Annotated in this window: 26 protein-coding genes and 1 other RNA gene; 2 read left to right on the top strand and 25 right to left on the bottom strand. The window is 36.5% G+C overall.

The window, feature by feature from the left end; genetic code table 11:
• Positions 1-33: 33 nt before the first annotated feature.
• From recA to DW114_RS02925, 6 genes are all read right to left on the bottom strand, one after another.
• Positions 34-1,128, bottom strand: coding sequence for a recombinase RecA (recA, locus tag DW114_RS02900; RefSeq protein ID WP_117452244.1), 1,095 nt, complete (start codon positions 1,126-1,128; stop codon positions 34-36).
• Positions 1,129-1,163: 35 nt separating this feature from the next.
• The gene (locus DW114_RS02905; RefSeq protein ID WP_117452246.1) at positions 1,164-1,619 is read right to left on the bottom strand and encodes a CinA family protein; all 456 of its coding nucleotides are present in this window, start codon (positions 1,617-1,619) and stop codon (positions 1,164-1,166) included.
• Entirely contained in the window at positions 1,620-2,210 is a 591-nt protein-coding gene (gene pgsA / locus DW114_RS02910) for a CDP-diacylglycerol--glycerol-3-phosphate 3-phosphatidyltransferase (RefSeq protein ID WP_117452470.1), read from the bottom strand. It abuts the gene before it with no gap.
• Positions 2,211-2,215: 5 nt separating this feature from the next.
• On the bottom strand, positions 2,216-3,178 hold the full coding sequence (locus tag DW114_RS02915; protein ID WP_117452248.1) for a helix-turn-helix domain-containing protein: 963 nt from the start codon (positions 3,176-3,178) through the stop codon (positions 2,216-2,218).
• A gap of 150 nt (positions 3,179-3,328) precedes the next feature.
• Positions 3,329-3,674, bottom strand: an RNA gene (gene rnpB / locus DW114_RS02920) — RNase P RNA component class B.
• A 12-nt stretch (positions 3,675-3,686) separates the two neighbouring features.
• Positions 3,687-4,007, bottom strand: coding sequence for a DivIVA domain-containing protein (locus DW114_RS02925; protein WP_117452250.1), 321 nt, complete (start codon positions 4,005-4,007; stop codon positions 3,687-3,689).
• A 254-nt stretch (positions 4,008-4,261) separates the two neighbouring features.
• Here DW114_RS02925 and recU point away from each other — a divergent pair, with 254 nt between their 5' ends.
• The gene (gene recU / locus DW114_RS02930; RefSeq protein ID WP_233509525.1) at positions 4,262-4,798 is read left to right on the top strand and encodes a Holliday junction resolvase RecU; all 537 of its coding nucleotides are present in this window, start codon (positions 4,262-4,264) and stop codon (positions 4,796-4,798) included.
• On the top strand, positions 4,782-7,520 hold the full coding sequence (locus DW114_RS02935; RefSeq protein ID WP_158552163.1) for a transglycosylase domain-containing protein: 2,739 nt from the start codon (positions 4,782-4,784) through the stop codon (positions 7,518-7,520). The genes recU and DW114_RS02935 overlap by 17 nt, the downstream gene beginning before the upstream one ends.
• Positions 7,521-7,585: 65 nt before the next feature.
• On the opposite strand, the gene nth is transcribed toward DW114_RS02935, so the two are convergent.
• The 19 genes from nth to DW114_RS03030 all read right to left on the bottom strand — a co-directional run.
• Positions 7,586-8,239, bottom strand: a complete 654-nt coding sequence (gene nth, locus DW114_RS02940; RefSeq protein WP_117452256.1) for an endonuclease III — start codon at positions 8,237-8,239, stop codon at positions 7,586-7,588.
• A complete protein-coding gene (locus DW114_RS02945) occupies positions 8,239-8,778 on the bottom strand; it encodes a DnaD domain-containing protein (protein WP_117452258.1) in 540 nt (179 codons plus the stop codon). The genes nth and DW114_RS02945 overlap by 1 nt, the downstream gene beginning before the upstream one ends.
• Positions 8,775-9,236 (bottom strand): hypothetical protein, encoded by a 462-nt coding sequence (locus DW114_RS02950; protein ID WP_117452260.1) that lies wholly within the window; start codon positions 9,234-9,236, stop codon positions 8,775-8,777. Before DW114_RS02950 ends, DW114_RS02945 begins: the two co-directional genes overlap by 4 nt.
• Before the next feature lie 94 nt (positions 9,237-9,330).
• Complete coding sequence (locus DW114_RS02955; protein ID WP_117452262.1) at positions 9,331-10,002, bottom strand: 5'-methylthioadenosine/adenosylhomocysteine nucleosidase; 672 nt, start codon at positions 10,000-10,002, stop codon at positions 9,331-9,333.
• A complete protein-coding gene (locus DW114_RS02960; protein WP_117452264.1) occupies positions 9,999-10,706 on the bottom strand; it encodes a class I SAM-dependent DNA methyltransferase in 708 nt (235 codons plus the stop codon). Before DW114_RS02960 ends, DW114_RS02955 begins: the two co-directional genes overlap by 4 nt.
• On the bottom strand, positions 10,703-11,041 hold the full coding sequence (rsfS, locus tag DW114_RS02965) for a ribosome silencing factor (RefSeq protein WP_117452266.1): 339 nt from the start codon (positions 11,039-11,041) through the stop codon (positions 10,703-10,705). Before rsfS ends, DW114_RS02960 begins: the two co-directional genes overlap by 4 nt.
• Positions 11,042-12,067: a nicotinate (nicotinamide) nucleotide adenylyltransferase gene (gene nadD, locus DW114_RS02970; RefSeq protein WP_117452268.1), complete on the bottom strand. Its 1,026-nt coding sequence runs from the start codon at positions 12,065-12,067 to the stop codon at positions 11,042-11,044.
• A gap of 4 nt (positions 12,068-12,071) precedes the next feature.
• A complete protein-coding gene (locus DW114_RS02975; protein WP_117452270.1) occupies positions 12,072-12,356 on the bottom strand; it encodes a YhbY family RNA-binding protein in 285 nt (94 codons plus the stop codon).
• Positions 12,356-13,435 (bottom strand): ribosome biogenesis GTPase YqeH, encoded by a 1,080-nt coding sequence (yqeH, locus tag DW114_RS02980; RefSeq protein WP_117452272.1) that lies wholly within the window; start codon positions 13,433-13,435, stop codon positions 12,356-12,358. The genes DW114_RS02975 and yqeH overlap by 1 nt, the downstream gene beginning before the upstream one ends.
• Positions 13,428-13,952, bottom strand: a complete 525-nt coding sequence (locus tag DW114_RS02985; RefSeq protein WP_117452274.1) for a YqeG family HAD IIIA-type phosphatase — start codon at positions 13,950-13,952, stop codon at positions 13,428-13,430. Before DW114_RS02985 ends, yqeH begins: the two co-directional genes overlap by 8 nt.
• Before the next feature lie 245 nt (positions 13,953-14,197).
• Entirely contained in the window at positions 14,198-15,037 is an 840-nt protein-coding gene (locus DW114_RS02990) for a PRD domain-containing protein (protein WP_117452276.1), read from the bottom strand.
• Positions 15,038-15,080: 43 nt separating this feature from the next.
• On the bottom strand, positions 15,081-15,554 hold the full coding sequence (locus DW114_RS02995) for a PTS sugar transporter subunit IIA (RefSeq protein WP_117452278.1): 474 nt from the start codon (positions 15,552-15,554) through the stop codon (positions 15,081-15,083).
• A 4-nt stretch (positions 15,555-15,558) separates the two neighbouring features.
• Positions 15,559-15,984, bottom strand: a complete 426-nt coding sequence (locus tag DW114_RS03000; protein ID WP_117452280.1) for an RDD family protein — start codon at positions 15,982-15,984, stop codon at positions 15,559-15,561.
• Between the two features lie 12 nt (positions 15,985-15,996).
• Positions 15,997-17,595, bottom strand: coding sequence for a maltose/glucose-specific PTS transporter subunit IIC (locus DW114_RS03005; protein WP_117452282.1), 1,599 nt, complete (start codon positions 17,593-17,595; stop codon positions 15,997-15,999).
• Positions 17,596-17,825: 230 nt separating this feature from the next.
• On the bottom strand, positions 17,826-18,533 hold the full coding sequence (gene sigK, locus DW114_RS03010) for an RNA polymerase sporulation sigma factor SigK (RefSeq protein WP_178695117.1): 708 nt from the start codon (positions 18,531-18,533) through the stop codon (positions 17,826-17,828).
• The gene (locus tag DW114_RS03015; protein ID WP_158552162.1) at positions 18,533-19,267 is read right to left on the bottom strand and encodes a sigma-E processing peptidase SpoIIGA; all 735 of its coding nucleotides are present in this window, start codon (positions 19,265-19,267) and stop codon (positions 18,533-18,535) included. The genes sigK and DW114_RS03015 overlap by 1 nt, the downstream gene beginning before the upstream one ends.
• A gap of 82 nt (positions 19,268-19,349) precedes the next feature.
• Positions 19,350-21,551, bottom strand: a complete 2,202-nt coding sequence (locus tag DW114_RS03020) for an EAL domain-containing protein (RefSeq protein WP_117452287.1) — start codon at positions 21,549-21,551, stop codon at positions 19,350-19,352.
• A gap of 319 nt (positions 21,552-21,870) precedes the next feature.
• Positions 21,871-22,881, bottom strand: coding sequence for a hypothetical protein (locus DW114_RS03025; RefSeq protein WP_117452289.1), 1,011 nt, complete (start codon positions 22,879-22,881; stop codon positions 21,871-21,873).
• Between the two features lie 120 nt (positions 22,882-23,001).
• On the bottom strand, positions 23,002-23,817 hold an 816-nt coding region (locus DW114_RS03030), incomplete at its 5' end, for a hypothetical protein (RefSeq protein WP_394336413.1).

Here is a 23,817-nt window from a genome sequence, read left to right on the forward strand (position 1 = left end):
TTTTATCGCAAAAGGAAAAGAAGAAGCTGGGATTTACCCTTGTGCTTCTTCTTTCTTTTCTTCTTTTTTCTCTGTTTTTTTCTTTGCTGTTTCTTCTTCCGCAGGTTTAGGATTCATCTTTTCTTTCAAGATGCCTTCTACTTCCTTCATAAAATCAGGATGTTCTTTTAAATAGTTTTTCGCAGCTTCTTTACCCTGTCCGATTTTTTCTCCATTATAAGAGAACCAAGCACCGCTTTTAGCGATGATATCATAATCTACACAGTAATCTAGCAGCTCTGCCACATAAGAAATTCCTTCTCCATACATAATTTCAATGGCCGCTGTCTTAAAAGGTGGCGCCACTTTATTCTTTACAACTTTTACATTTACTTTATTACCAATGATTTCTGTACCATTTTTAATTGCTTCACTTCTTCTGATATCCAAACGCACAGAAGAATAGAATTTTAATGCTCTTCCTCCAGGCGTTGTTTCTGGATTACCAAACATGATGCCTACTTTTTCACGCAACTGATTGATGAAGATTGCGGTACATTCACTACGATTCATGACGCCGCTTAATTTACGCATTGCCTTTGACATTAAACGAGCCTGTAAACCTACCTGTGAATCTCCCATTTCCCCATCTAATTCTGCCTGTGGTACAAGCGCTGCTACAGAGTCTACAACGACTAAATCAATCGCACCACTTTTAATCAGCATTTCTGTGATATCTAGTGCTTGTTCTCCACTATCTGGCTGAGAAAGAATCAAATCATCAATATCTACACCTAAATTTTTTGCGTAAATAGGATCAATTGCATTTTCTGCATCAATAAATGCAGCACGTCCACCCTTTTTCTGTACCTCCGCAATGGCATGTAAAGCAAGGGTTGTTTTACCACTTGATTCAGGGCCATAAATTTCAATAATTCTGCCTTTTGGATATCCACCGATTCCAAGTGCTTCATCAATTTTCAATGAGCCACTGCTAATGGCATCCACTTCTACTGCTGCTCGATCCCCCAAGCGCATAATGCTACCTTTTCCATATGCTTTTTCAATTGTTTTGATAGCTTCACTTAGTGCCGCATCATTTTTCTGTGCTGCTTTTTCTGCACTTGCACTTTTCTTTTTTTCATCCATAAGTTCTACCGTTGTCATCCTTTCTAAAGTGTTTATTATGATAAGCGTTCGCAAAGCTTTTGGCACATGAAACGCACCGCTTCTTCACGCACTTTATTTCGTTCTTCCTGAATTTGAAGCTGATAAGCAATTACATCATCATGATCAGCAATTGCACAATATACTTCTCCTGCCGGCTTGCCTTCCATTGCTGATGGACCAGCATTACCAGTAAAAGAAACACATATATCCACATCTAATAGCTGCTGGGCTTTTTTTGCCATTTCTATTGCACATTCTTTACTGATGACCCCATAGGTATCAACGATATTTTTATCTACATGTACAACATCCGTTTTTATACAGGTTGCATAAGTCACTACGCCACCCTTCAAAACCGCACTTGCCCCAGAAACAGAAGCAAGGCTTGCGCAAAACAAGCCTGCCGTAAAGCTTTCACAGCTTCCTATTGTTAAATTTTTTGCTTTCAATAATGCAATCAGTTCCTGCATTTACATCGTCTCCATTATGATATCTTTTAATTCCATGAAATACTTGATTCCACTAATCACAGAAGCAATCATTGCTCCCCATACCAAAATATCCGCAACAGGCAGTTCAAAGAACGCAAATGGGATATTATGTAGTAACAGGAAAATAATCGCAAACATCTGTAAAACGGTTTTTACTTTACCCGGCCATCCAGCAGCCACAACAACACCTGACTTGCTGGCGTTCATACGAAGTCCATCTACAATTGTATCTCTCCAGATCATGACAATAACGGGAATCACACTGACAACACCCTGCACTGCAAATAGCACAAACATGGTATTTACCAGCAATTTATCCGCAATTGGGTCAATGAATTTTCCAAAAGATGTTACAAGATTATTCTTTCTGGCAATATTTCCATCCAGAAAATCTGTGAATGAAGCAATGGCAAATAATACTAAGACCACAAGATCCATAGGTGCCACACTGACACTTACTCCCTGAAACTCCCAAACCAGTGTGCCCATATCATAAGGCAGCAGATATAAAACAGCGATTACCGGTACCAGTATGATACGAAACATAGATAATTTATTAGGCAGATTCATACGCATTACCCAAACGTGATTTCCAGAGTATAAGAACCTCCAGAATACATCACAGATTCATCAATTTTTAATGACTTATCATTCACTTTTACACCAATATTGTAAATGTGTCCAAAGTATAGTTGTACTTTTGTACCCTTCTTGGCAGTCACTTTCGCATCGACTGGTTTTTCAGCATGATCTTTTGAATAATAAATAATTCCTGCAGGATCACTTAAAACATTTGATTTACCATCTTCTACAACCGTTACACTATAAGCTGTATCACATCCGATAAATAAAGTGCCAATCGTTATTTCATCGCCTTCTTTATAATCTGTGACGGTATAGTGGGTTGCGTCATTTTTAGTAATCGTCAGTTCTTTTTTCTCTTCTTCTTCTTTTGGTTTTTCATCTTCTTTTGGATATGTATTCGTTGCACCTTCACTTGGTACATCTGCCACTGGCGGTTTTACATCCGGAGAATCATCTTTTTTGCTGGAATTCAGATAAATGACAAATGCCGCCATAAGAATGATTGCAACAACTGCTGCTACAGCAATCAAAGATACTAAAGAAAAATCAGGCTTTTTCATTTTCTTCTTATTTTTCTTTCTCACTGTATGCGCATGATGCAATACTTTTTTCCCATCTTCTTCAGTTTTTGAAACTTTGCTTAATTCTGTTTTAGAAATGCGTTTTTCCATTTCCTCATGTTCCATCGTCATGGTATTGGTAAATGCCATTGTATAGTCATCTACACATTCACGAAGATCATCTTTTACATCTTCAAAATCAATCCCTACTGCTTCACAATAGGATTTCACAAAAAAGCGAAGGTATGAAAGATCATTCTTAAAAAATGAAATATCTCCTTCTTCCAGCGCTTTAATATGCTTTGTAGTTAATCTGGTTTTCTCACTGATTTCTTCAATGGTCAACCCCAGCTCTAATCTTTTTTCTTTCAATAATTTACCGATGTTTTCCATAGAGCACCTCTTATTCTGTATTACTATGACCTGATTTGCTAATCTCTATTATTGTAGCATTCATTTTTTGATATGTAAATCTTATATCCTTAAATTTCCATTAATTTTCGTAAGAAAAAAAGCTGTCTTCTGACAGCTTTTACCAGTTCATTTCATAAGCCATGTTCTGTAGCCTTTTTCAAGGTGACAGTCATTTATCTACATGATTGCTCATGTTCCCCAATGGTTTCATTTCACCAAAGAAGGATTCCCCTACCAAATTTGGGTTTCTCGCTTGCGGGGTTTACCCGTTCCATCTTTAAGATTTCTCTTAAAGCTCGTCTCTGTGGCACTTTTAAAGAAGTTATGCCATAGCATGAAGCCTTAGGCATCCTTCAGCCGTCAGTTTAACACTGCCTGGATTTATTTTTTCATCCAGCACAAACACTACGATCATCGCAGATCGTGCGAGCATGGACTTTCCTCTAACCATAATGGCCAGCGACTGTCGTCATGAACTGTTTTTACTTTACTGCTTTTTAAACACTGCGTTTTCCAAGCGAGTCAGACGTTTTAGAATATCCACATTGCTGCCGGCAATTGCTGAAGCATCCTCCGCCAGATCCTGTTTTCCTTCTAATTCAATAATTTTAGCTTTTAATGTATTGATCTGTTTCTCATACTCCTGAAGTTTATCCCCTAAAGTAGAGATCATTTCATCATATTCCTGATAATCTGCAATGACCAGATCCAGAAATTCATCAACTTCTACAGAAGAGTATCCCTTAAAGTCCACATTGAACTGTTTATCAAGTACTTCCTGTACAGTCAAATTAAATCTTTTTTCCATCTGTCTCACCTTCCACCTAAATAGTTTCTCAAAAAAGATGACAAATTGCAAGTGAAATTTTAGATTTCTGCATTTCTTTTCATCTTTGCCAAGTGGTTTTTCCCAATTCTTACAGGATTCTTAAAATCACATGAATTTCGTTTAACTATGGAAATTAAAAGTGAAATTGTATATAATAAGAAATGGTGATAGTATTGATAGGATATCCAAATAGAAAACAAATGGAACAGCCGGTACAAAAAAGCGATAATCATATGGGACGTGGAATGAATCTTGAAAAAGATCTCAATGATTCCAATACGTATTATGAACATGTTGATCGTGCCCTGATTCATAAAAAGCCGACACCGATTCAGGTGGTAAAAGTGGAGTATCCTGCACGAAGTGCCGCCAGGATCTGTGAAGCGTATTATAAAACGCCAAGTACAACAGATTACAATGGCATCTATCGCGGGAAACCGATCGATTTTGAGGCAAAAGAAACAAAGTCAAAAACGTCTTTCCCATTTAAAAGTATACATAAGCATCAGATAGAGCATCTGCGCAAGGTTCTCTATCATAAGGGAATTGGATTTTTTATTATCCGTTTCACATCTTATGGGCAAACATTCCTGATTGATGCGGGAATCATCATCAGAATGTGGGATGAAGGGAAAAAATCAATCACTTATCAAGAGGTTCAGCAATGTGGCTCTTTAATCAAAGAAAGTCTAACACCAAGACTTCGCTATCTGGACAATGTTGATGCAATATACTTCAAAGAGGAGGAATCATATGGAAAAGAATCCTGATAACAAACAGAAAACTGTTAAAAAGAAAAAACCCAGAAGAAGCATACTTGATCGTGTGATCATTGTTTTTCTGGCGCTGGTATTAATTGGCGGTGTAAGTGTATTTGGTGTATTCGCTAAAATTGTATCTGAAGTAGAAACCAAAGATCTTCCATCAAAAATTGTAAGCAAGGAACCATCAGAAATATATGGGGTAAGAAATGGCAAACAAGTATTAATGAATGAAATTGGTGGAGAAAGTCGTGAAGTAATTACCTATGAACAGATTCCACAGGTCACAATTGATGCTTTTTTGGCGATTGAGGACAGCCGTTTCTATTCACACAATGGTTTTGACCTTCCACGTTTCATCAGTAGTGCCATGAACAACCTGAAAAATAAAGATTTATCTCAGGGTGGTTCTACATTAACGATGCAGACAATTGATAACTATATTATCAAGCCAAAAGAGGAAGAAGATAAGAAGAATGGTGTAACTTACAGCAGTCTGGATAAAATCGTCAGTAAGATCAAAGAAATCTATCTGAGTATGGCATTAGATAATGATGTAAGTAAAGAGTATATCATCACTGCTTATCTAAATCAGATCAACTTTGGTCAGCATGCACGTGGTATTCAAAAGGGTGCTCAATATTACTTTGGCAAAAATGTAGAAGAGTTAAATCTAAGTGAAAGTGCATTCTTAGCCGGTGTCATCAATGCGCCAAATGCCTTTAACCCTTATAACGGTGTTGTGGGTAATGTCAATTATTATAAAGCCGCAACCAACAGACGTAATGAAACATTGGATATGATGGTCAATCATGGCTATATCACAAAAGAAGAGGCAGCCCTGGCAAAATCTACAAAACTGGCATTCCAGTTAGCAGGTGGCAGCTCATCATCTGATGATTCTTCTTTCAACGCCATTACCAATCAAGTCGCAAAAGAAGTACAGAAATTAACTGGACAAGATCCTTATACCACACCGATGAAGATTTATACTTCTATTGATTTAGATGCACAGGAACAGGCAACAAAGCTTTGTTCTGGTGAAGGATTAACCTTATTAGACAACAAGTATTATCAGTTTGGTTTCACAATGATGAACAACCAGACAGGTGAAATCGTTGCAATCGGACCTGGTTTAAATGTCGATTATGCAAGCGGCAACTGGAAAGATATGTCTATTGAACCAAGACAGCCTGGTTCTAGTATCAAACCAGTATTAGATTATGCATTGACATTTGATAAATTAGGCTGGTCTACAGCTCACACATTAAAAGATGAAGCAGTGGATATGGGTGGTTATAATCTAGTAAATGCTGATGGAAAATATCATGGAGATGTTTCTATGGAACAGGCAATCACAGAATCATTTAACCCACCAGCAATTAAATCTTTACAAGCAATCATCGGAAAAATTGGTGTAGATGGTGTTGTAGAATATATGAATAAAGCTGGATTTAACAATATAACCACAGAAAACTTTAATACACAATTTGGTATAGGTAGTTCAGAAATGGAAGCTTCCCCTACGCAAATGGCTGCGGCTTATGCCTCATTTGCGAATGGTGGTTATTATATAGAACCACATATGGTCACAAAAGTAGAATTCAAAGATGGCAGTAAAATCCTTGATCCTAAATATGAAAAGACTTCTATCATGTCACCGCAGGCAGCCTATATGATGAGTGATCTGTTAAATAAAGCGGTAAGTGGAAAATACAGTGTACAGGGTGCATTCCTTCGAGATCTGTTAGATTCTTCTTATACTGCATATGGTAAAACAGGTACAACAAACTGGGGTGAAAACAGTTATGGTATAGAACCTATGGCTATCAAAGATAACTGGATGATTGGCTATACAAGCAATTATGTATGTGCGACATGGACAGGCTTTGATGGAGGTGCTGAAACAGGAACCACTTATATTAGCTATGAAGATTTATTAGCAACAAGAACACCTGGAAAGATTTGTAGTACGATGTTAAAAACTGTATCAAGAGGCGCTGGTCCAATACAAAGACCAAGTGGCTTATCCGATATCACTGTCATGAAAGGTATGTATCCTTATAAGCTGGCGCCAAAAGGTGCAAAAGATGCAATCTCTGGATTGATCAAATCTGAATATGCAAAGAATTTAGAAAATGCTACCATTACTCCACCATCTAATCTTGTGAACTTTGTTGTTACAAAAGCAAATGCTGCAGGAACAGATATCGACTTCACATTCGGTGCTTATCCTGGTGATAAGAACAGTGATATGATTAAGATGTATGGTGACATTGTTTATAAAGTTGTGATTACAGTTGATGGCAGTGTAACAAAACAGGAAACTTACACATCGACAACTGGTAGAATATCTGGTGCTATTCCTGAAGGAAAAACTGGAAAAGTTTGTGGTTTCTATCAGTACAAGAACTCTGATGATGCGAAAGCAAAATCAAATGAGAAGTGTGTAGAAATCTCAGCAACTGCTGCCGTTAGCAAAGATTCATTAAGTTCATTATATCAAAGTGCATCTGCCCTGAATAATGCAGAATATACTCCAGAAAGCTGGCTGGCACTTGATTCCGCAAGACAGGCTGCAAAAATTGTCATGGATAACACAAGTGCTACTCAAGCAGAAGTTGATCAGGCATTAAACAACCTGCAGAATGCAGTAAATGGATTGGTAAAAAATACACCGGAAGCACCAACACCACCTGCAGACAATCAAGGTGAAACACCTGCTCCATAAGGATTAAAAAATTTGGGAAACGCAATTTCGCGCTTCCCTTTTTCTTTGTGAAAAAAAAGAGTAAATCAAGATTTTACCTTTAATTTACTCTTATATGCTTCTAACTTGTCTTTCTTACAGAATGATTGAAAAGGACAACTCTCACATTTAGGATTTCTGGCAGTACAATGATATCTTCCAAAAAAGATAAACAAATGATGTGCACGATTCCAGCGTTCTCTTTTGATTTTTCGTTTTAACTTTTCTTCAACTTTTTCTACACTGTCTTGTGGCTTGGCAAGTCCTAAACGTTTGCTAATCCGCTCTACATGGGTATCCACGGCAATGCTTGGGATATCAAAGCAGACACTGCGTACAACATTGGCTGTCTTACGTCCAACACCTGCAAGACTTTTCAGTTCTTTCATCGTTTCTGGTACCACACCATCAAAGTTCTCTACCAGCGCTCTGCTTAATTCTTTGATAGAACGTGCTTTATTACGATACAATCCAATTCTTCTAATCTTATTTTCTACATCTTTAATATCTGCATCTGCTAATGCCTGTGGTGTAGGAAATGCCTCAAATAAACCCGGAGTTATTTTGTTTACGGATGCATCGGTAGTCTGTGCAGACAATACCACCGCAATCAATAATTCAAACGCATTTTTATGAATCAATTCACATTCTGCATTTGGAAACATTTCTTCTAAAATATCTAAAATTTCATCCGTTGTCATTATCGTTTCCCTTCCTCGTATTCTTCTGGTGTTAAGCCTCGCTTCTTCCACTCAATCAAAATACGTTCGATATAATCAAAACTTTTCTTATCATAGGTAAGCGCTTCACGTAATGCATAGATAATCATTTTTTGATGATATGTATTTGTCCATTCTGCCAGTCGCTGCATTTCCATTTGGGATAATGGTCTGCCAAATTCTGTTTCATATTGATCAAACAAGGAAGTATCCATAGCGATTGGCTTTTCTTGTTCACCTTCAAAAATCCCATCGATTTCGAAAATGATCCTTCCATCTCTTAGTTCCAGATTTAAAAAACCTTTTGCGCTAAGTCTTGATAAAATATCATCAATTTCATCATCACTTTTTTTCAGTTTTTTTGCTAATACCTGATGCGATACACTAATTTGATATTCATTCATAAAATCAATCAGCAACAATACGAGAGTTTCTTCTGCACTTACACTTAATTCATCTAAATGATCCAATATCCAGTTTCTCCGGTTAATAAATTTTTCTTTATACCACTTTGTATTCATGACTTCACATCCTTATCCAGATAATATACCACCTTTAAGGTATCATAATCTAATAAAACTTCACAGTTATTTGCTTCTATTACATATACCGGCTGATCATAACCATATCCAAGTGTTACTTTTACATCTTTCCAGCCATATAGTTTTTGTGCTTCTTGCGCAGCCTTATCTTTTTGTAAAGTAGCTTTTTCTTTGGTAACGATTGGCTTTCCTTCTTCGTTAAACCAAACGATATTATCCTCATCTTCTCCAATATAAATGATATAGTGGAATACATGACGCTGTATATTTTCAATTTTCTCATAGTTTTTTTGTATATTTTGTATTTGTTTTTCAACTTTCGCATCATATTTGGCAGATGGACCAGTAATAAATAATGCGATTTCTATAAAAATCACTGCCAGTAATATGATTACCAGCAAAGTGGTAAATGCTATTGATTTTCCATTAAATTTCATGAAAAGAACTCCTTTCACATATGGTATTATTATACACAATTTTTCGCTTTTTGTCTTTATATCCACCGCAATTCAGAATATAAAAAAATGCGAATTATAATCTTCGCATTAGTTCTTGTGTAAACATTGCACTTCGCTCACTTGCATGTTTTACATATTCTTGAAAATCCATATGAGAATCAGGTTTACATGCGACATCTGATAATGATCTTAAGATTACAAATGGTACCTGATAATGTGCGCTAACCTGCGCAATAGCGCCAGCTTCCATTTCTGCACACATAGCATCTGGAAATTTATCGCATAAATTCTTTGTCGCTTCCCCCGCAATAAATTGATCTCCACTTGCCACAAGGCCTTTGTGTACTGTCACATCTAAATCTTTTAACGCTGCTTCACAAATTGCTAAAAGTTTTGGATCAGCATCATAGTATAGACCAATTCCTGCTTCTCCATCAATGGGACTGGTATCAAAATCATGTTGAACAACACGTTCACTTAAAACTGCATCTAAAATGTTTTCATTTTCTTTTAAGCCACCAGCAGTCCCGATATTAACAATCTGCTCTACCGGATAATGCTCTAGTAAAATTGTTGTGGACATCGCTGCATTGCCTTTTCCAACACCGCTTTTCATGACCACAACATCTTTATTTTCTAATGTTCCTTCATAAAATTCAATGCCTTGTATTTTTTTAGCTTCTGCGTTCATTTTTGATACGATTGCGGAAACTTCTGAATCCATAGCCGCAATGACTGCAATCATAATGACTCCTTCCTACAGATAAAAAACTGTTTCTCACCTTCACAGATTCCTTCTTCTGTAAAATCCGTATAAATTTCTACCTGAAAGCCTGTTTTCTCTAAACGTGTCTTGATATCCAATGGATCATATACTCTTTGGATATGCTGTTCCAATGTAACTCTGCCTTCTTCATCGTAAAAAGCAAAGTTTTGATAGATCCGATCTTCTACTGCATAAATTGTCCACTGATATTCATGTGACATGATTTTGCCTGCTTCATTGTATTCTTCTTCAAATTCATCTAAACGATCCATGGAGTGCATATCCATAATGAAAACACCATGCTCACGTAGATGTTCATAGACCTTTGTAAACATATGATCTACCTGTTCATCACTTAACAGATAATTAAAGCTGTCACACAGGCAAAGAATACCATCATAGGTATGTTCATCTTCAAATTCACTCATGTCCATTACAGACCAGCTGATTGCTTCACTTCCCGGTTTTGACTTTGCGGCATTGATCATATCCTGACTCAAATCACTGGCAGATACATGATAGCCTTCTTTAGAAAGTGCAATTGTGATTTCACCACTTCCACATGCCAGCTCCATAATATCGCCTTTTGGCATATGTGCTTTGATTAGATCCACCCATGCAGCTGTTGCTTCATCGTCCTTGACCAATGCATCATAATACTTGGCAAGTACCTGATACATCATAAAGAAAAGTCCTCACAAGGTAAATCTGCATATAATTTTTCCAATTGGAAATGATCACGTTCTTCATCTAAGAACACATGTACAATCACACTATGTAAATCTACTAAGACCCAGCGGCTGTCCTTATCCCCTTCCATGCTTCTTACAGGGAAATTATGTTCTTTCATACGATCTACAATATTACTTGCGATGGCATAGACCTGACGCAGATTGCTTGCTTCGGTAATAATGACATGATCAATAAATGGATTCAAAGAACTGAATTCATAAATGATGGTACGTTCTCCTTTTTTTTCATCGATTGCTTTTCTTAATACTTCTAACATTTCGCTCATTTAGGCAATACTCCCTTCTTTCTTCAGATATTCCTGCTGTTGTTGTTTCACAACTTCATAGCCTTTTTTTAAATTCTGTTTACTGATTTTGATTTCTTTTGAAGAATCATATCCACGAGAAGGATCCAATTTATCCGCAATAAACAAAATTCTTTCATAATCGTTGATATTTCTTCCTTTGACATGATGATAAATACTGTGAATTACATCTTTATCCGTTACATACAATGTGTGTTTTGCATAATATGCGCCAATATATCCATGCCAGATAGCACTTGCTTCATCTAAAAACTGTGGTAAATGATACTTCATCCAAATACGCTGTTGATCAACTGGCATTTGTTTACACACATCATGAATCAAGCCAGCCGTATAGGCTTTCTTTTCATCTAATCCATGTGCCCTTGCCAATTCCACACATAAATCTGCAACAGATAAAGAGTGTCGATATCGTTTTTCACTCATGTGTGCTGCTGTAATCAAGTCAAAATACAACCCATGCTTTGCCATGTATATACGTACACTCTTACAAAGCTGATAAAGTTTTTTTCCTTCACGTATCTGTGAAGAAGATACATCGATCAAAGGCATCGTCACCCGATGAAAACGTTCATCTAATTCCATATCTTTTTCTCTTGAGAATACATAGAAGTCGATTTCTTTCAATAATTGTTCATGATCCTTCCATGCAGAAAACTGTTTTGCCTGATCATCTCCGATCAGCCAGCAGAATTCATCGTTAGGATAACGTCGTTTTAATTCTTTTACTGTATCAATCGTATATGATTTTTCACTCCGCTCGCCTTCCAGGGTACAAAGCTTCATATGACGATATGGTCGTATGGCACATCTGACCATCTGACAGCGATCATAAAAAGATACACTTTGATGATCCTTTAATGGAGCGTCTTTTGCCGGCATGAACCAGACTTGATCAATTCGCATTTTTTTCAACGCCATTTTCGCAATCTGGATATGTCCTTTATGAATGGGATCAAAGCTTCCGCCTAACACCGCAATTCTCATAAGACTACATCCCCAGTTTATTTTTCTTACTTCTACGATATAAAGTGAATGTACGGCCAATTACCTGTACTACTTCACTATGTGTTGCAGCACTTAATTCGATAGCTGCCTCATTTGCACTTAATGCGCAGGTTTTTAATAAATTGATTTTTACTAATTCGTGTGCTTCTAATGAATCACCAATGGTTTTTACCATATTTTCTGATATTGCATCTTTACCAATCTGAAACAATGCTTTTTTTGTCTGTGCAATTCCTCTTAATTCGCTTTTTTGTTTTCCTGTTAACATTAAATCATCGCCTTTCTAAATGTTACACTGCTTTGCGCAGGTACAAATACTTTTATATGTTCTACATGTCCACTGATACAAAACCATCCAAGTCCATGAATTACCACATCCGTTTTTTCATGAATGTCATGTAATTCAAAAGTTTTCATTTCTGTATAGTTGTCACACATCGCCGGAGATAATAATTCCCCGATATGCTCACTCCATAACTGATTTGCTTTAGCCTGTTTACTACGATGAATCTTTAATCGTTCAGAAAAGTAACAAACACAGCTTACCTGTTCACAACCTATCAAATCTAAACGAACCAGTCCACCAATGGATAATGTCTGATCTTCATACAACTGATAATTTCTTGCCTTTAATGGTTTTAACGGAATCACTGTTTTCAACAAGTCATCATCCACATGAGTTAAAATACTATCCATACGTGTAATACCCGGTGTATCATACAAAGTATATCCATCCATTTCAATTTCATTAAAATCAAGTGTGGTACCAGGATGACGAGAAGTTGTTAACTCCTGATTATCGCAGATTGCATTTAATAATGTACTCTTGCCAGCATTTGCCATTCCCATAACCACAACATCTCTGCCATGACGATATTGATCGATTGCATATTCTACTTCTTCTACAGAAGCGTTATCTTCACGTTTTGCATGCTTTGCTAAATCACCACAAATTACGATTCCCTGTACAATAATGCCGTTTTCTTTCAATCGGGATAAGATAAACTGTCCTAATTTTTCATTACCAACAGTTTCTGGCAGCAAGTCGCGTTTTGTCGCCACCATGATAATATCTTTCCCTAACAAGTGACGATTTAATCCAGATATCAAATTTGCCTCAAAATCAAACAGATCCACAACCCAAACAATCAAAGCATCTTTTTGCGCAATTTGTGCCAGCACCTGATCACCATCAACGCCCTGCTTCATACTGATGGTCACATCATCATAATGACGGATACGAAAACAACGCTGACAATAATCCGCATCTGCTTTCGGTGTATATCCAATACTGTTTTTATCTGTTGTCTGTAATGTAACACCACAGCCCTTACATTTTTTACTCATGATAGACTCCTTTCGTCAATCGCTTTGTTTTCTTCAATAATTTAAATACCATATTTTCAAACTTACGATTGATTTTTGTACATGCAAGATCACGTTCCACAACTGGTGCAGTCAAGATGGTATGCAAGCCTACAAAATTAGCACCCAAAATATCTGTCATCAGCTGATCGCCAAGAACTGCGACATGTTTTTTATTTATTTTATAATCCTTCAGCATCTTCCAATAAGTTTTAGGAAGTGGTTTTAACGCAAAAGGATAATAGGGAATATCTAATCCTTTCGCAAATGTTGCGACACGCTCTTCTACATTATTGGAAATAAATACAATTTGTATGCCTGCTTCTTTTATCGCTGTAAGAAAATCCAATACATCCTGATCAGGTACTGCAATATCATGCGCCACAAGGGTATTGTCTATATCACACACCAAAAGCTCAATACCATGTTCCTTTAGATATGCAGGACGTAATGCATTGAATCGATGTATATAATAATTGGGGGTAAATAATCCTAACATAGGTCCAACTCCTTTAAAAACATCAGTATTAGTTTATCATATTTTTCTAATAATGAATAGCAGAAAACCAAAAGCTTTTTATAATTATTTCCAGTACAAACGGTGGATATTTCACCCTCTTGCATTTATCCTGTAAATGTAAAACAAGGATATCTTATTCACAGGTGTTTTACTTTTAAAATAGATAAAGAATACCATTAAAAAAACAGTTATACAGAAACCATTTCTTCTGTACAACTGACTTTTTACTTTATTTTTTCTAATTCACTTGATTTAATTCGTTCGATATGAATCGCAAGATAACCAATTTCTACTTCACTTAATTCCTTTTTTAATGCTTTTGATAAATCTTTACAAATTTTTTCTGCGGTCTGATACGCATACGGAAATTTTTCAGCCACAAAATCACTTAAATCTACCTGTAGCTTTTCACCTGTCTGTAAGCGCCATAACAGAAATTTCATATGATTCATCAATCGGATATAAGACATAGAATTTACATCAATACGGATATGGAAATCTTTTTCTACCTGTTCAATGCTTTCTTTGATGATGATGGCAGCCTGCATGGATTCTGGCACTTTTTCTGAACACGCTGCTGAATGAACATGCAATGTAATATAGCCGATTTCATCTTCATTGATCTCAAAACCGCACTTTTGCTTAATGATATCTTTGCCTTTTAAAGCAACCTCATATTCATCATTGAACAGTAAGCGGATTTCATTTGCGAATGGATTTGAAATCACCATGTTTGATTTGATACGTTCATAGGAAAAGGCAATATGATCAGCTAATGGCAGCAATATATTGGTATCCACCTTTTCAAACACCTTTTGTGCCTCATGAATGATAGCGGCAGCTGCTTCAATGAACACAGGATCCACACTTTCAATAATTTCCATGGCATCGCCCTTTTCCGTTTTCTTTGAAAAGCGAAAGACATCCATCCAGTCTTCATATTGAAAGGATTCAGTCGGTTTGCGATGAAAACCAATCCCTTTACCCACAAAGATGATCTGTTCCTGATGCTCATCACATACCAGTACACTATTATTATTTAGAACTCTTTGTATCTGATACATATGACACTTCCTTCCCTACCTTACGTATTTATTGTAACACGGTTTAACGAATTTCCAAAAACTTTTCGCCTGTTTTTTTGTTGCCAAGTACTTTTTTTAACGTTTTTCCATCCGCAAGTGAAGTTACTACGATCATCATCGCTTCACTAGGCGCATGCTCCTTGATATAGGCTAAATCCGCATGCCATAATGCATCACCAGCTTTGATCTGATCGCCTTCTTTTACACACACTGTAAAACCTTCTCCATTTAAGTTTACCGTATCGATACCAAAGTGCAATAACAGCTCACTACCATCTTTTAATTTTAAACCCATAGCATGTTTGGTTGGAAATACCATAGCGATAGTGGCATCACATGGCGCATAGATATCCCCGCTTTCTGGAATAACCATCACACCATCTCCCATCATCTTTTGAGAAAACACCGCATCACTGGCTTCGATAATATCTTTTACTTCACCTTGACAGATTGCCTGTAGTTCAATTGTTTTTTTACCTCTGTTAAATAATCCCATATCTTTATCCTCCTAATACTTCAGTATTCAATAATGCATCATGCCCGATACAGATTATAATTTTTCTTTGACGAATGCTTTCCATGATTGTATACACGATATCCATAGGAATCAAGAATACAATGAATGAAAACTTTAATACACATTCACGCAGGAAGCTTTGAAACCATGTACGTTTTTGTCCGTTTGTATTTACGACACGTAAATGAAACAGCATTTTCCCAATCGTTTGCCCATTTTGTTTGGTTGGGATATAAATGAATAGAAACAATATGCTTAAAACTGCACACAACAGCATATAATTTCCTTTGACTGCCATTTGTGGATCTAGTTGAAATACCTGATAGGAAAACAGAAAGATGTTTAATACAACCGCAGTGATCAATAAATCTACTGCATAAGCGCACATGCGTTTCAAATATAGCTTCATACGTGATTCCTCCTATAATTTTGATAAATAATCTTCTAAGTCTGATTTAATCACAGTAACTCTTGGCCCATAAATGACCTGGATACCATTGCCTTTTTTAATGACACCGGCAGCACCGCTTGCTTTTAAAACATCTTCTTTTACAAGGTCAGGATTTTTTACAGTTGTACGTAAACGGGTAGCACAGCAATCTACATCAGAGATGTTGTCTTTTCCACCCAAGCCATCACAGATCATAGCAGAAACACTGTTTTCATCTGCTTTTCCTGATGTAGTAGATGTTTCTTTTCTCGCATTTACATCTGCACGAGTATATAGTTTTGTTTCTTCATTGTCATCTTCTCTGCCAGGTGTTTTTAAATTCATCTTTTTGATAACGAAAGTGAACAGGAAGTAATATACGATAAAGTAAACAATACCAACGATTACGATCCAGATCCAGTTTGTCTTATCATTACCCTGCAGGATACCAAATAAGAACATATCGATCAAGCCACCAGAGAATGTCATACCAACACCTACCTGGAAGATATGCATAAACATATAGGCAAGTCCTGCTAATACACAGTGCATGATATACAGAAGTGGTGCGACGAATAAGAAGGTGAATTCTAATGGCTCCGTAATACCTGTCAACATACTTGTTAAGGCAGCGGAAATCAATAAACCACCAACCACATTTCTTTTTTCAGGTTTTGCACAACGATACATTGCAAGAGCAGCACCTGGAAGTCCAAAGATCATTAATGGGAATTTACCAGACATGAAGCGAGTAGCTTCTACTGAGAATTTAACTGTATTAGGATCAGCTAATTGAGCAAAGAAGATATTTTGTGCACCTTCGATTGTTTTGCCAGCAACCATCATTGTTCCACCAACACCTGTCTGCCAGAATGGAAGATAGAATACATGATGCAAACCAAATGGAATCAATGCACGTTCCATAACACCATAGATGAAGGTTCCAAAGTAACCTGAACCTCGTACAACATCACCGATTGCATAAATGCCTTCCTGAATGAATGGCCAGATATAGAACATGGCGATACCTACAAACAAATATACAACTGCTGTGATGATTGGCACAAAACGTGTACCGCCAAAGAAGCTTAATACCTGAGGCAGTTTGATTTTATAGAATTTATTGTGTAATGCAGCAACACCCAGACCAACGATGATACCACCGAAGACACCCATCTGTAAGGATGTAATACCAACAACCTGTGTAACAGAACCATTAGGCATTGTTGCGGCAGCACCAGTGATATCTAACATAGCACCAATAGCTGTATGCATAATGAAGAAGCCGATTGCACCAGCAAGTGCTGCTACTTCTTTTTCCTTCTTTGCCATACCGATGGCAACACCCATTGCGAAGATGATTGGAAGATTCGCAAATACGATATCTCCGGCTTTACTCATAACTGTTAAAATTGCATATAAGAAGGTACCAGGACCTAAGATGGATTCTAAATGATACGCAGAAATCATAGTTGCATTTGTAAAGGAACCACCGATTCCCAAGAATAACCCAGCAACTGGAAGAATTGCGATTGGAAGCATGAAGCTTCTACCTACACGTTGCAGAACACCGAAAATTTTATCTTTCATAACTTTTTTCTCCTTTTATTTTATCAAGTAAAACTGACGGGTGCCCTGTTGAACGCGCGCAATCCAACAAAAAAGGCACTAACTTCTCCACATATACAAATATCCTTTGTATCATGCTTTAATCGTTAATGCCTGCTTTACCAGTAACACACGTTCCGTTCAATTTTTACATCCTCAGTTTATCACTGTAAGCGGTTGCTGTCAATACATTTTTTAATTTTTTTATTTGTTTATCTTTGATTTTGCTTCATCTGTACCTTCAATTTCTTTAGGATACGTTTTTCTAAACGGGAGATATATGATTGTGATATGCCAAGTCTTTGAGCGATATCTTTTTGCGTCAGTTCTTCATGCTCAATACCATAACGCATTTGTAGAATCATACGTTCCCGCTCTTTTAAGGTGCTCATGGCGGCAATCAGTTCCCGCTTATTTTCATTCTTTTCAAATTCCTTTGTGACCAGATCATCATCGGTACCCAGAATATCACTCAACAATAGTTCATTGCCATCATAATCCACATTCAAAGGTTCATCAAAACTGACTTCCACTTTCCTTCTGCTTTTTTTACGTAAAAACATCAAGATCTCATTTTCAATACATCGGGAGGCATATGTGACTAGTTTAATATTTTTATCCCGTTTAAAAGTGTTGACTGCCTTGATTAGTCCAATCGAACCAATACTGATCAGATCTTCCATAAAAATCGGATTGGTTTCATAGCGTTTTGCTATGTAAACAACAAGTCTTAGATTATGCTCAATCAATGTGTTTCTTGCTTCCTCATCTCCATCTTCCAATGCAATCAATGCAGCTGTTTCTTCTTCCTTGCTCAAAGGCTTGGGTAATACATCACTTCCCTGGATGTAAAATACATCCATTGCTGTTTCTTTTCCAAACAACAGCTTCCATAACTTCCATAGTCTTTTCATGTTCATCACCCCAACGTCATCACGTTCATGTTTAAGAGTACCTCACAATCAAAAGGTAAATGCAATGTTTTCGCAAAGCTGACATATACTAGCTGTGTACCAGCTCCTTCCATGTAAAGCTGTGCTTTCATACACTGCATCATGCCTGTTTTCTGTATGGTATCCATTACTACCAATTCTATGTTTTTTTCATCAAAATATGACGCATATTTCGCATCCAGAAAAACAACCGGCAAATCTTTATGACGAAGCAGGTTGCCACTGTCCAGATACCCTTTGATATGCAGTTTCTTTTCGGCGAAGGATAATGTCGCAGGATATACATAATTGCCCTGTGCCAGCAAGGTATGCCATTTTCTTTTCAGCATAAAAAAGAGGAATGCATAAAGCAACCACACCATCCACATATGTTCATCTATTGGTAGATAATACATGCCATTATGAAAGCTTCCATGATACCATGCAAATACGCTGAAAAACAGAAGAATGCGAATAGCATATGCCATAAAATAAACCTTTCTACGGCTTTTAAATATCTGAAGAAAGCACAACCACTCCCATATGATCAAACATATCCATGCGTTATCAAAAAACAGACATCCATGGATTGCTGTGATGGCACTATAGAACAGCATCTGTTTTTTATTGATCATCTTCAAACAGCTGAAGCAGGCAAGCTTCACCGATAAATAGATGGTAAGAAAACAAAAAAGAAAACTGACTTCTATATATCCTTCCATACCCTTCATCCTTTCCTATTGCATTATAAGCGATAGCAAGATGGCAAGTTGTCGAAAAAAAAGGAAACATTTGCGTTTCCCTTTACAATAATTTTTCAAATTCTGATATTGGCATTGGTTTATAGAAATAAAATCCCTGTGCAATACGACAATGTACATCATATAACAGCTGTAGCTGATCCTTTGTTTCTACACCTTCTGCCACACTGTCAATACCTAACAGATTGATCATATCCATAATACCTTCAACAATCAGTTTACTCTTTTCTCTTGTCTGTTCATTACTGCGTAAGAATACCTGATCCAATTTGATGATATCGATTGGCATCTCCTTCAACATATTCAAAGAAGAATAGCCGCTGCCAAAGTCATCCATGGATATCAAAAAGCCAAAGGATTTTAATTCCTTAATTAACGCTATCAGACGTTCACTGTTATCTAACATCGTACTTTCTGTAATCTCTAATTCCAGATATTTCGCTTCAATTCCATGTTTTTGTGTCATGTCATATATTCGCTGGGCAAATCCTTCCTGGAAAATATATGTTTTAGAAAGATTGACAGATACACTGATTGGCGCATATTTTCCTCGCCATGAGGACATATAGGTCAATACCGTATCAATGACATACATATCCAGAATTTCCAAAAATCCGTTCTTTTCAAAAATCGGTATAAATTCTCCTGGAGAAATCAATCCATTTTGTGGATCTTTCCAGCGCACAAGAGCTTCCGCAGCAACCACTTTATTTGTTTCAATATCTACCTTTGGCTGGAAATATACAACAAATTCTCCATGATCCATCGCACTTTGCATACGACTTTCAATCTGTTTTTTTCTTACGATATCCTGATACATTTCTTCACTATAGAATGAAATAAATGCTTTAGGATCATTTTTCTTATTGTTTTTCGCATAAATGGCTTTATCCAGACATTTCATCAAATCATAATCATACATATGCATCTGATAAACACCAAACTGCATGGCAAATTTGCTGCCAGGATGATGCCTTGTATAGTCATTTTGTATTTCCGCATAAATTTTAGATATTCGCTTGGTGATTTCTTCTTCCTCATGTTCCTGTAGCAATGCGACAAATCGATCTTCACTGATACGTGCCGCATGCTCTCCGAAGCGTAAATGCAGATTGACTGCATACATGATCGTAATTAACAAATCATCCCCAAAAGCATAGCCATAGATTTTATTAAACATCTTGAATTCACAAATATCAAATTCCACGATACTGAAGATATCACGTTTTGGTGATGTTTCCAACAATAACGATACATCTGTTTTAAATTTATTAAAATTCTTATGACCAGTCAATGGATCATTATAAAGTGCTGCCTCCATCTGACGCTGAGAACGACGACGGAAATGATAGAATACCACAAAGAATATTACCGCAACCAGAATGATGATAAACCATGTGAGGAAGGCAATTTTTGAAAAAGAAGTAATTCTTGCGGTCACAACAGAAGCCGGTACAACTGTCAATACAAACCAGCCATTATAATCAATACCTTCAAAAGATAAGTAACAGTCTTCACTCTTCGCATCGATAAATTTAATAAATCCACTGTCATTATCATCGTCAAAATATTTCGTTTTACCTGAATAACACAAATCTTTCATTGTATCGATTCCATCAAAGCCATCATAATCATCACATCGTAAAATAATTTTACCTGTTGTATCACTTAAAATAGAATGCCCTTCTCCACCAAAGCTGGTAATCAGAATATCCTGTGAAAAATCTTCCACTGTTTTTACATAGAAAAAAACCGCCTTGACTTCTCCATTACGCATCACTGGTGTTGCATATGCGTTGATTTTATCTCCAGCACCTATTTTATCTGTTATTACTTCCGAAACATTGCTTTCACCTTTTAAAGCTTTCTGAAAATATTCACGTTGGGAAATATTTAAATGTTCATCATCCGTGGTATAGCAATCACCCGTTACATCCGCAATACCAATACGCTTTAAATGATTTTTTTCAGCCAGGTATTTCATCTTTTCAACAATTTCTTGCGGCTTATTAAGATCTTCATAAATGACAACTTCAGATAAAGAATCTACCATTTGCAGATTATCTTTGATACGATTTTCTATAGTTGCAGCATTCTTCTGACTAACTTCATTCATACTGATCATGGTTTCTTCACCAATCTGTGCATTCAAATAGTCCATATAAAAATAAGCCATTGTTCCAATGATAAATACCGTAAGCAATGCCACGATAAAGTAAGGATACATTACTTTCTTCTCTTTCATGACCTCGACCCCTTATATCTTCTTCTATTATACACCATTTTCCATAATATAACCGCTTTCAAAAAAGATTTTTTTATAATCTTTTTCACGATATTCTATCATTTTACCGAAAACTGCTTTTCACAATGGCAAGTTGTGCATAAACCCTATATTTACAACTCCATAGCGAGTATGACAAACTATATAAGACATCTGAATATTGTTTATTCATTTGTCATTCCTCCGTGATAGAATTTTTGCAGTTGGTAGTCGCAAAAAAACTCCATTGCGGAGTTTTTTTATCAATGCTCATATAAAACCTTTTTCTGTCTTAAAGGTGTTATTTACGTGCGCCACAACTGCATTCATAATGAGCTGGGTCGTCAACAACTTTTATAGCTTTCTGGCGAGTTTTGGTTTCAGTTGAGTAACCTGTTTGGATGTTATCACCTTTCAGAGTGTAATTACAACCACATACGGTTAAACAATGATATGCTACATCAGTTGCATTATCAAAGTGTTCATGACAATAGTTACATTCAAACCATTCTACATACTCATAAATTGGTACTTGTTCCTCACATGTTTCAGTCACATATTCTGTGTGACTTTTTTCTGGTACATAAATGCTGAAATCATGTTGATGAACTGGTTTTACTGGTTCTGTAGGTTTAGTAGATTCGCTAGGTTTACTGTTATTAGAGCTGGAGTTTCCAGAATTGTTATCCGTATTCGGCTTAGAACCTCCATTGTTATTGTTATTATGGCTATTGCCATTAGTGTTCTGTGAGTTGGAAGTATTGGAATTGTTCTTATTAGAAGCAACTTCTTTCTTTGAGTCGGCATCGTTATCTTTAGATTTTTTTTTAATCTCATCACCAGAAGTAATGACCTGATTTCCTTTATCTGCTTCTTTCTGGGCTTTTTCTTTAGAAATTACTTCGACTGTCTTTATTACAGTCTTTTTGTCGATTGTGGTGTCAATAGGAATGATATTATATGTAAGATCATATTTCCCCTCTTTTGTGAGGTCAACCTTACTGGCATCAACAGTAACGTCTTTTATGACCTTCTTGTCAAATGTGAAATCCTTAAGGAAGTCTACGTTCTTGGCACCCACTTCGATTGTCCAGTCTGTTATACCTTTTACGTAAGTGTCTAGATCTTTTGTAGTTTCTTTTCCCTTGCTTTTATCTGCTTCTAGTTTAGTTGATTCTATTTTTGGATCACTGTTGCCATTAATTGATTGCACAGCAAAATAGATACCACCAATCAATAATAAAATAATGATGATTGCTACAGGTATAACAATTTTCTTGTTCTTTGTAATATACTCTTTAATCTTTTCCATATGTGTAAAATTCCCCTTTTCTTAATACCTTTTTCTTTATCATCTAGTTTATACATTCATAGGTAAAACTCTTTTAAAATAGTAAATTCGTTATAATGTGTATGAACAACAATATGGTATTTACTTACGTGCGCCACAACTGCATTCGTAGTGAGCTGGGTCGTCAACGACTTTGGTAGATGTCGGACGTATTTTTGTAACAGTGTCGTAACCGTCTTGAACGGTGTCTTTCTTAAATGAGTATGTGGAATCGCAAACATCTTCGCAATGTGTTGCAGCCTTCATTTCATCATCAAAATGTTCATGGCAGACATTGCATTCGTACCAATAAATTTTAACATATTTTGGAACTTGTTCCTCATATGTTTCTTCGCCATATTCGATATGGCTTTTCTCTGGTACGAAAATGTTGAAGTTATGCTGATGAACAGGAGTTTCTGGATTAGCAGGCTTAGTCGGTTTGACAGGTTTACTATTATTAGAGCTGGAGTTTCCAGAATTGTTATCCGTATTCGGCTTAGAACCTCCATTGTTATTGTTGTTATCGCTATTGCCATTAGTGTTCTGTGAGTTGGAAGTATTGGAATTGTTCTTATTAGAAGCAACTTCTTTCTTTGAGTCGGCATCGTTATCTTTAGATTTTTTCTTAATCTCATTATCAGAAGTAATGACTTGATTTCCTTTATCTGCTTCTTTCTGTGCTTTTTCTTTAGAAATTACTTCGACTGTCTTTATTACAGTCTTTTTGTCGATTGTGGTGTCAATAGGAATGATATTATATGTAAGATCATATTTCCCCTCTTTTGTGAGGTCAACCTTACTGGCATCAACAGTAACGTCTTTTATGACCTTCTTGTCAAATGTGAAATCCTTAAGGAAGTCTACGTTCTTGGCACCCACTTCGATTGTCCAGTCTGTTATACCTTTTACGTAAGT

This window comes from Absiella sp. AM09-50 (assembly GCF_003433845.1).
Taxonomy (GTDB): domain Bacteria; phylum Bacillota_I; class Bacilli_A; order Erysipelotrichales; family Erysipelotrichaceae; genus Hoskinsella; species Hoskinsella hominis.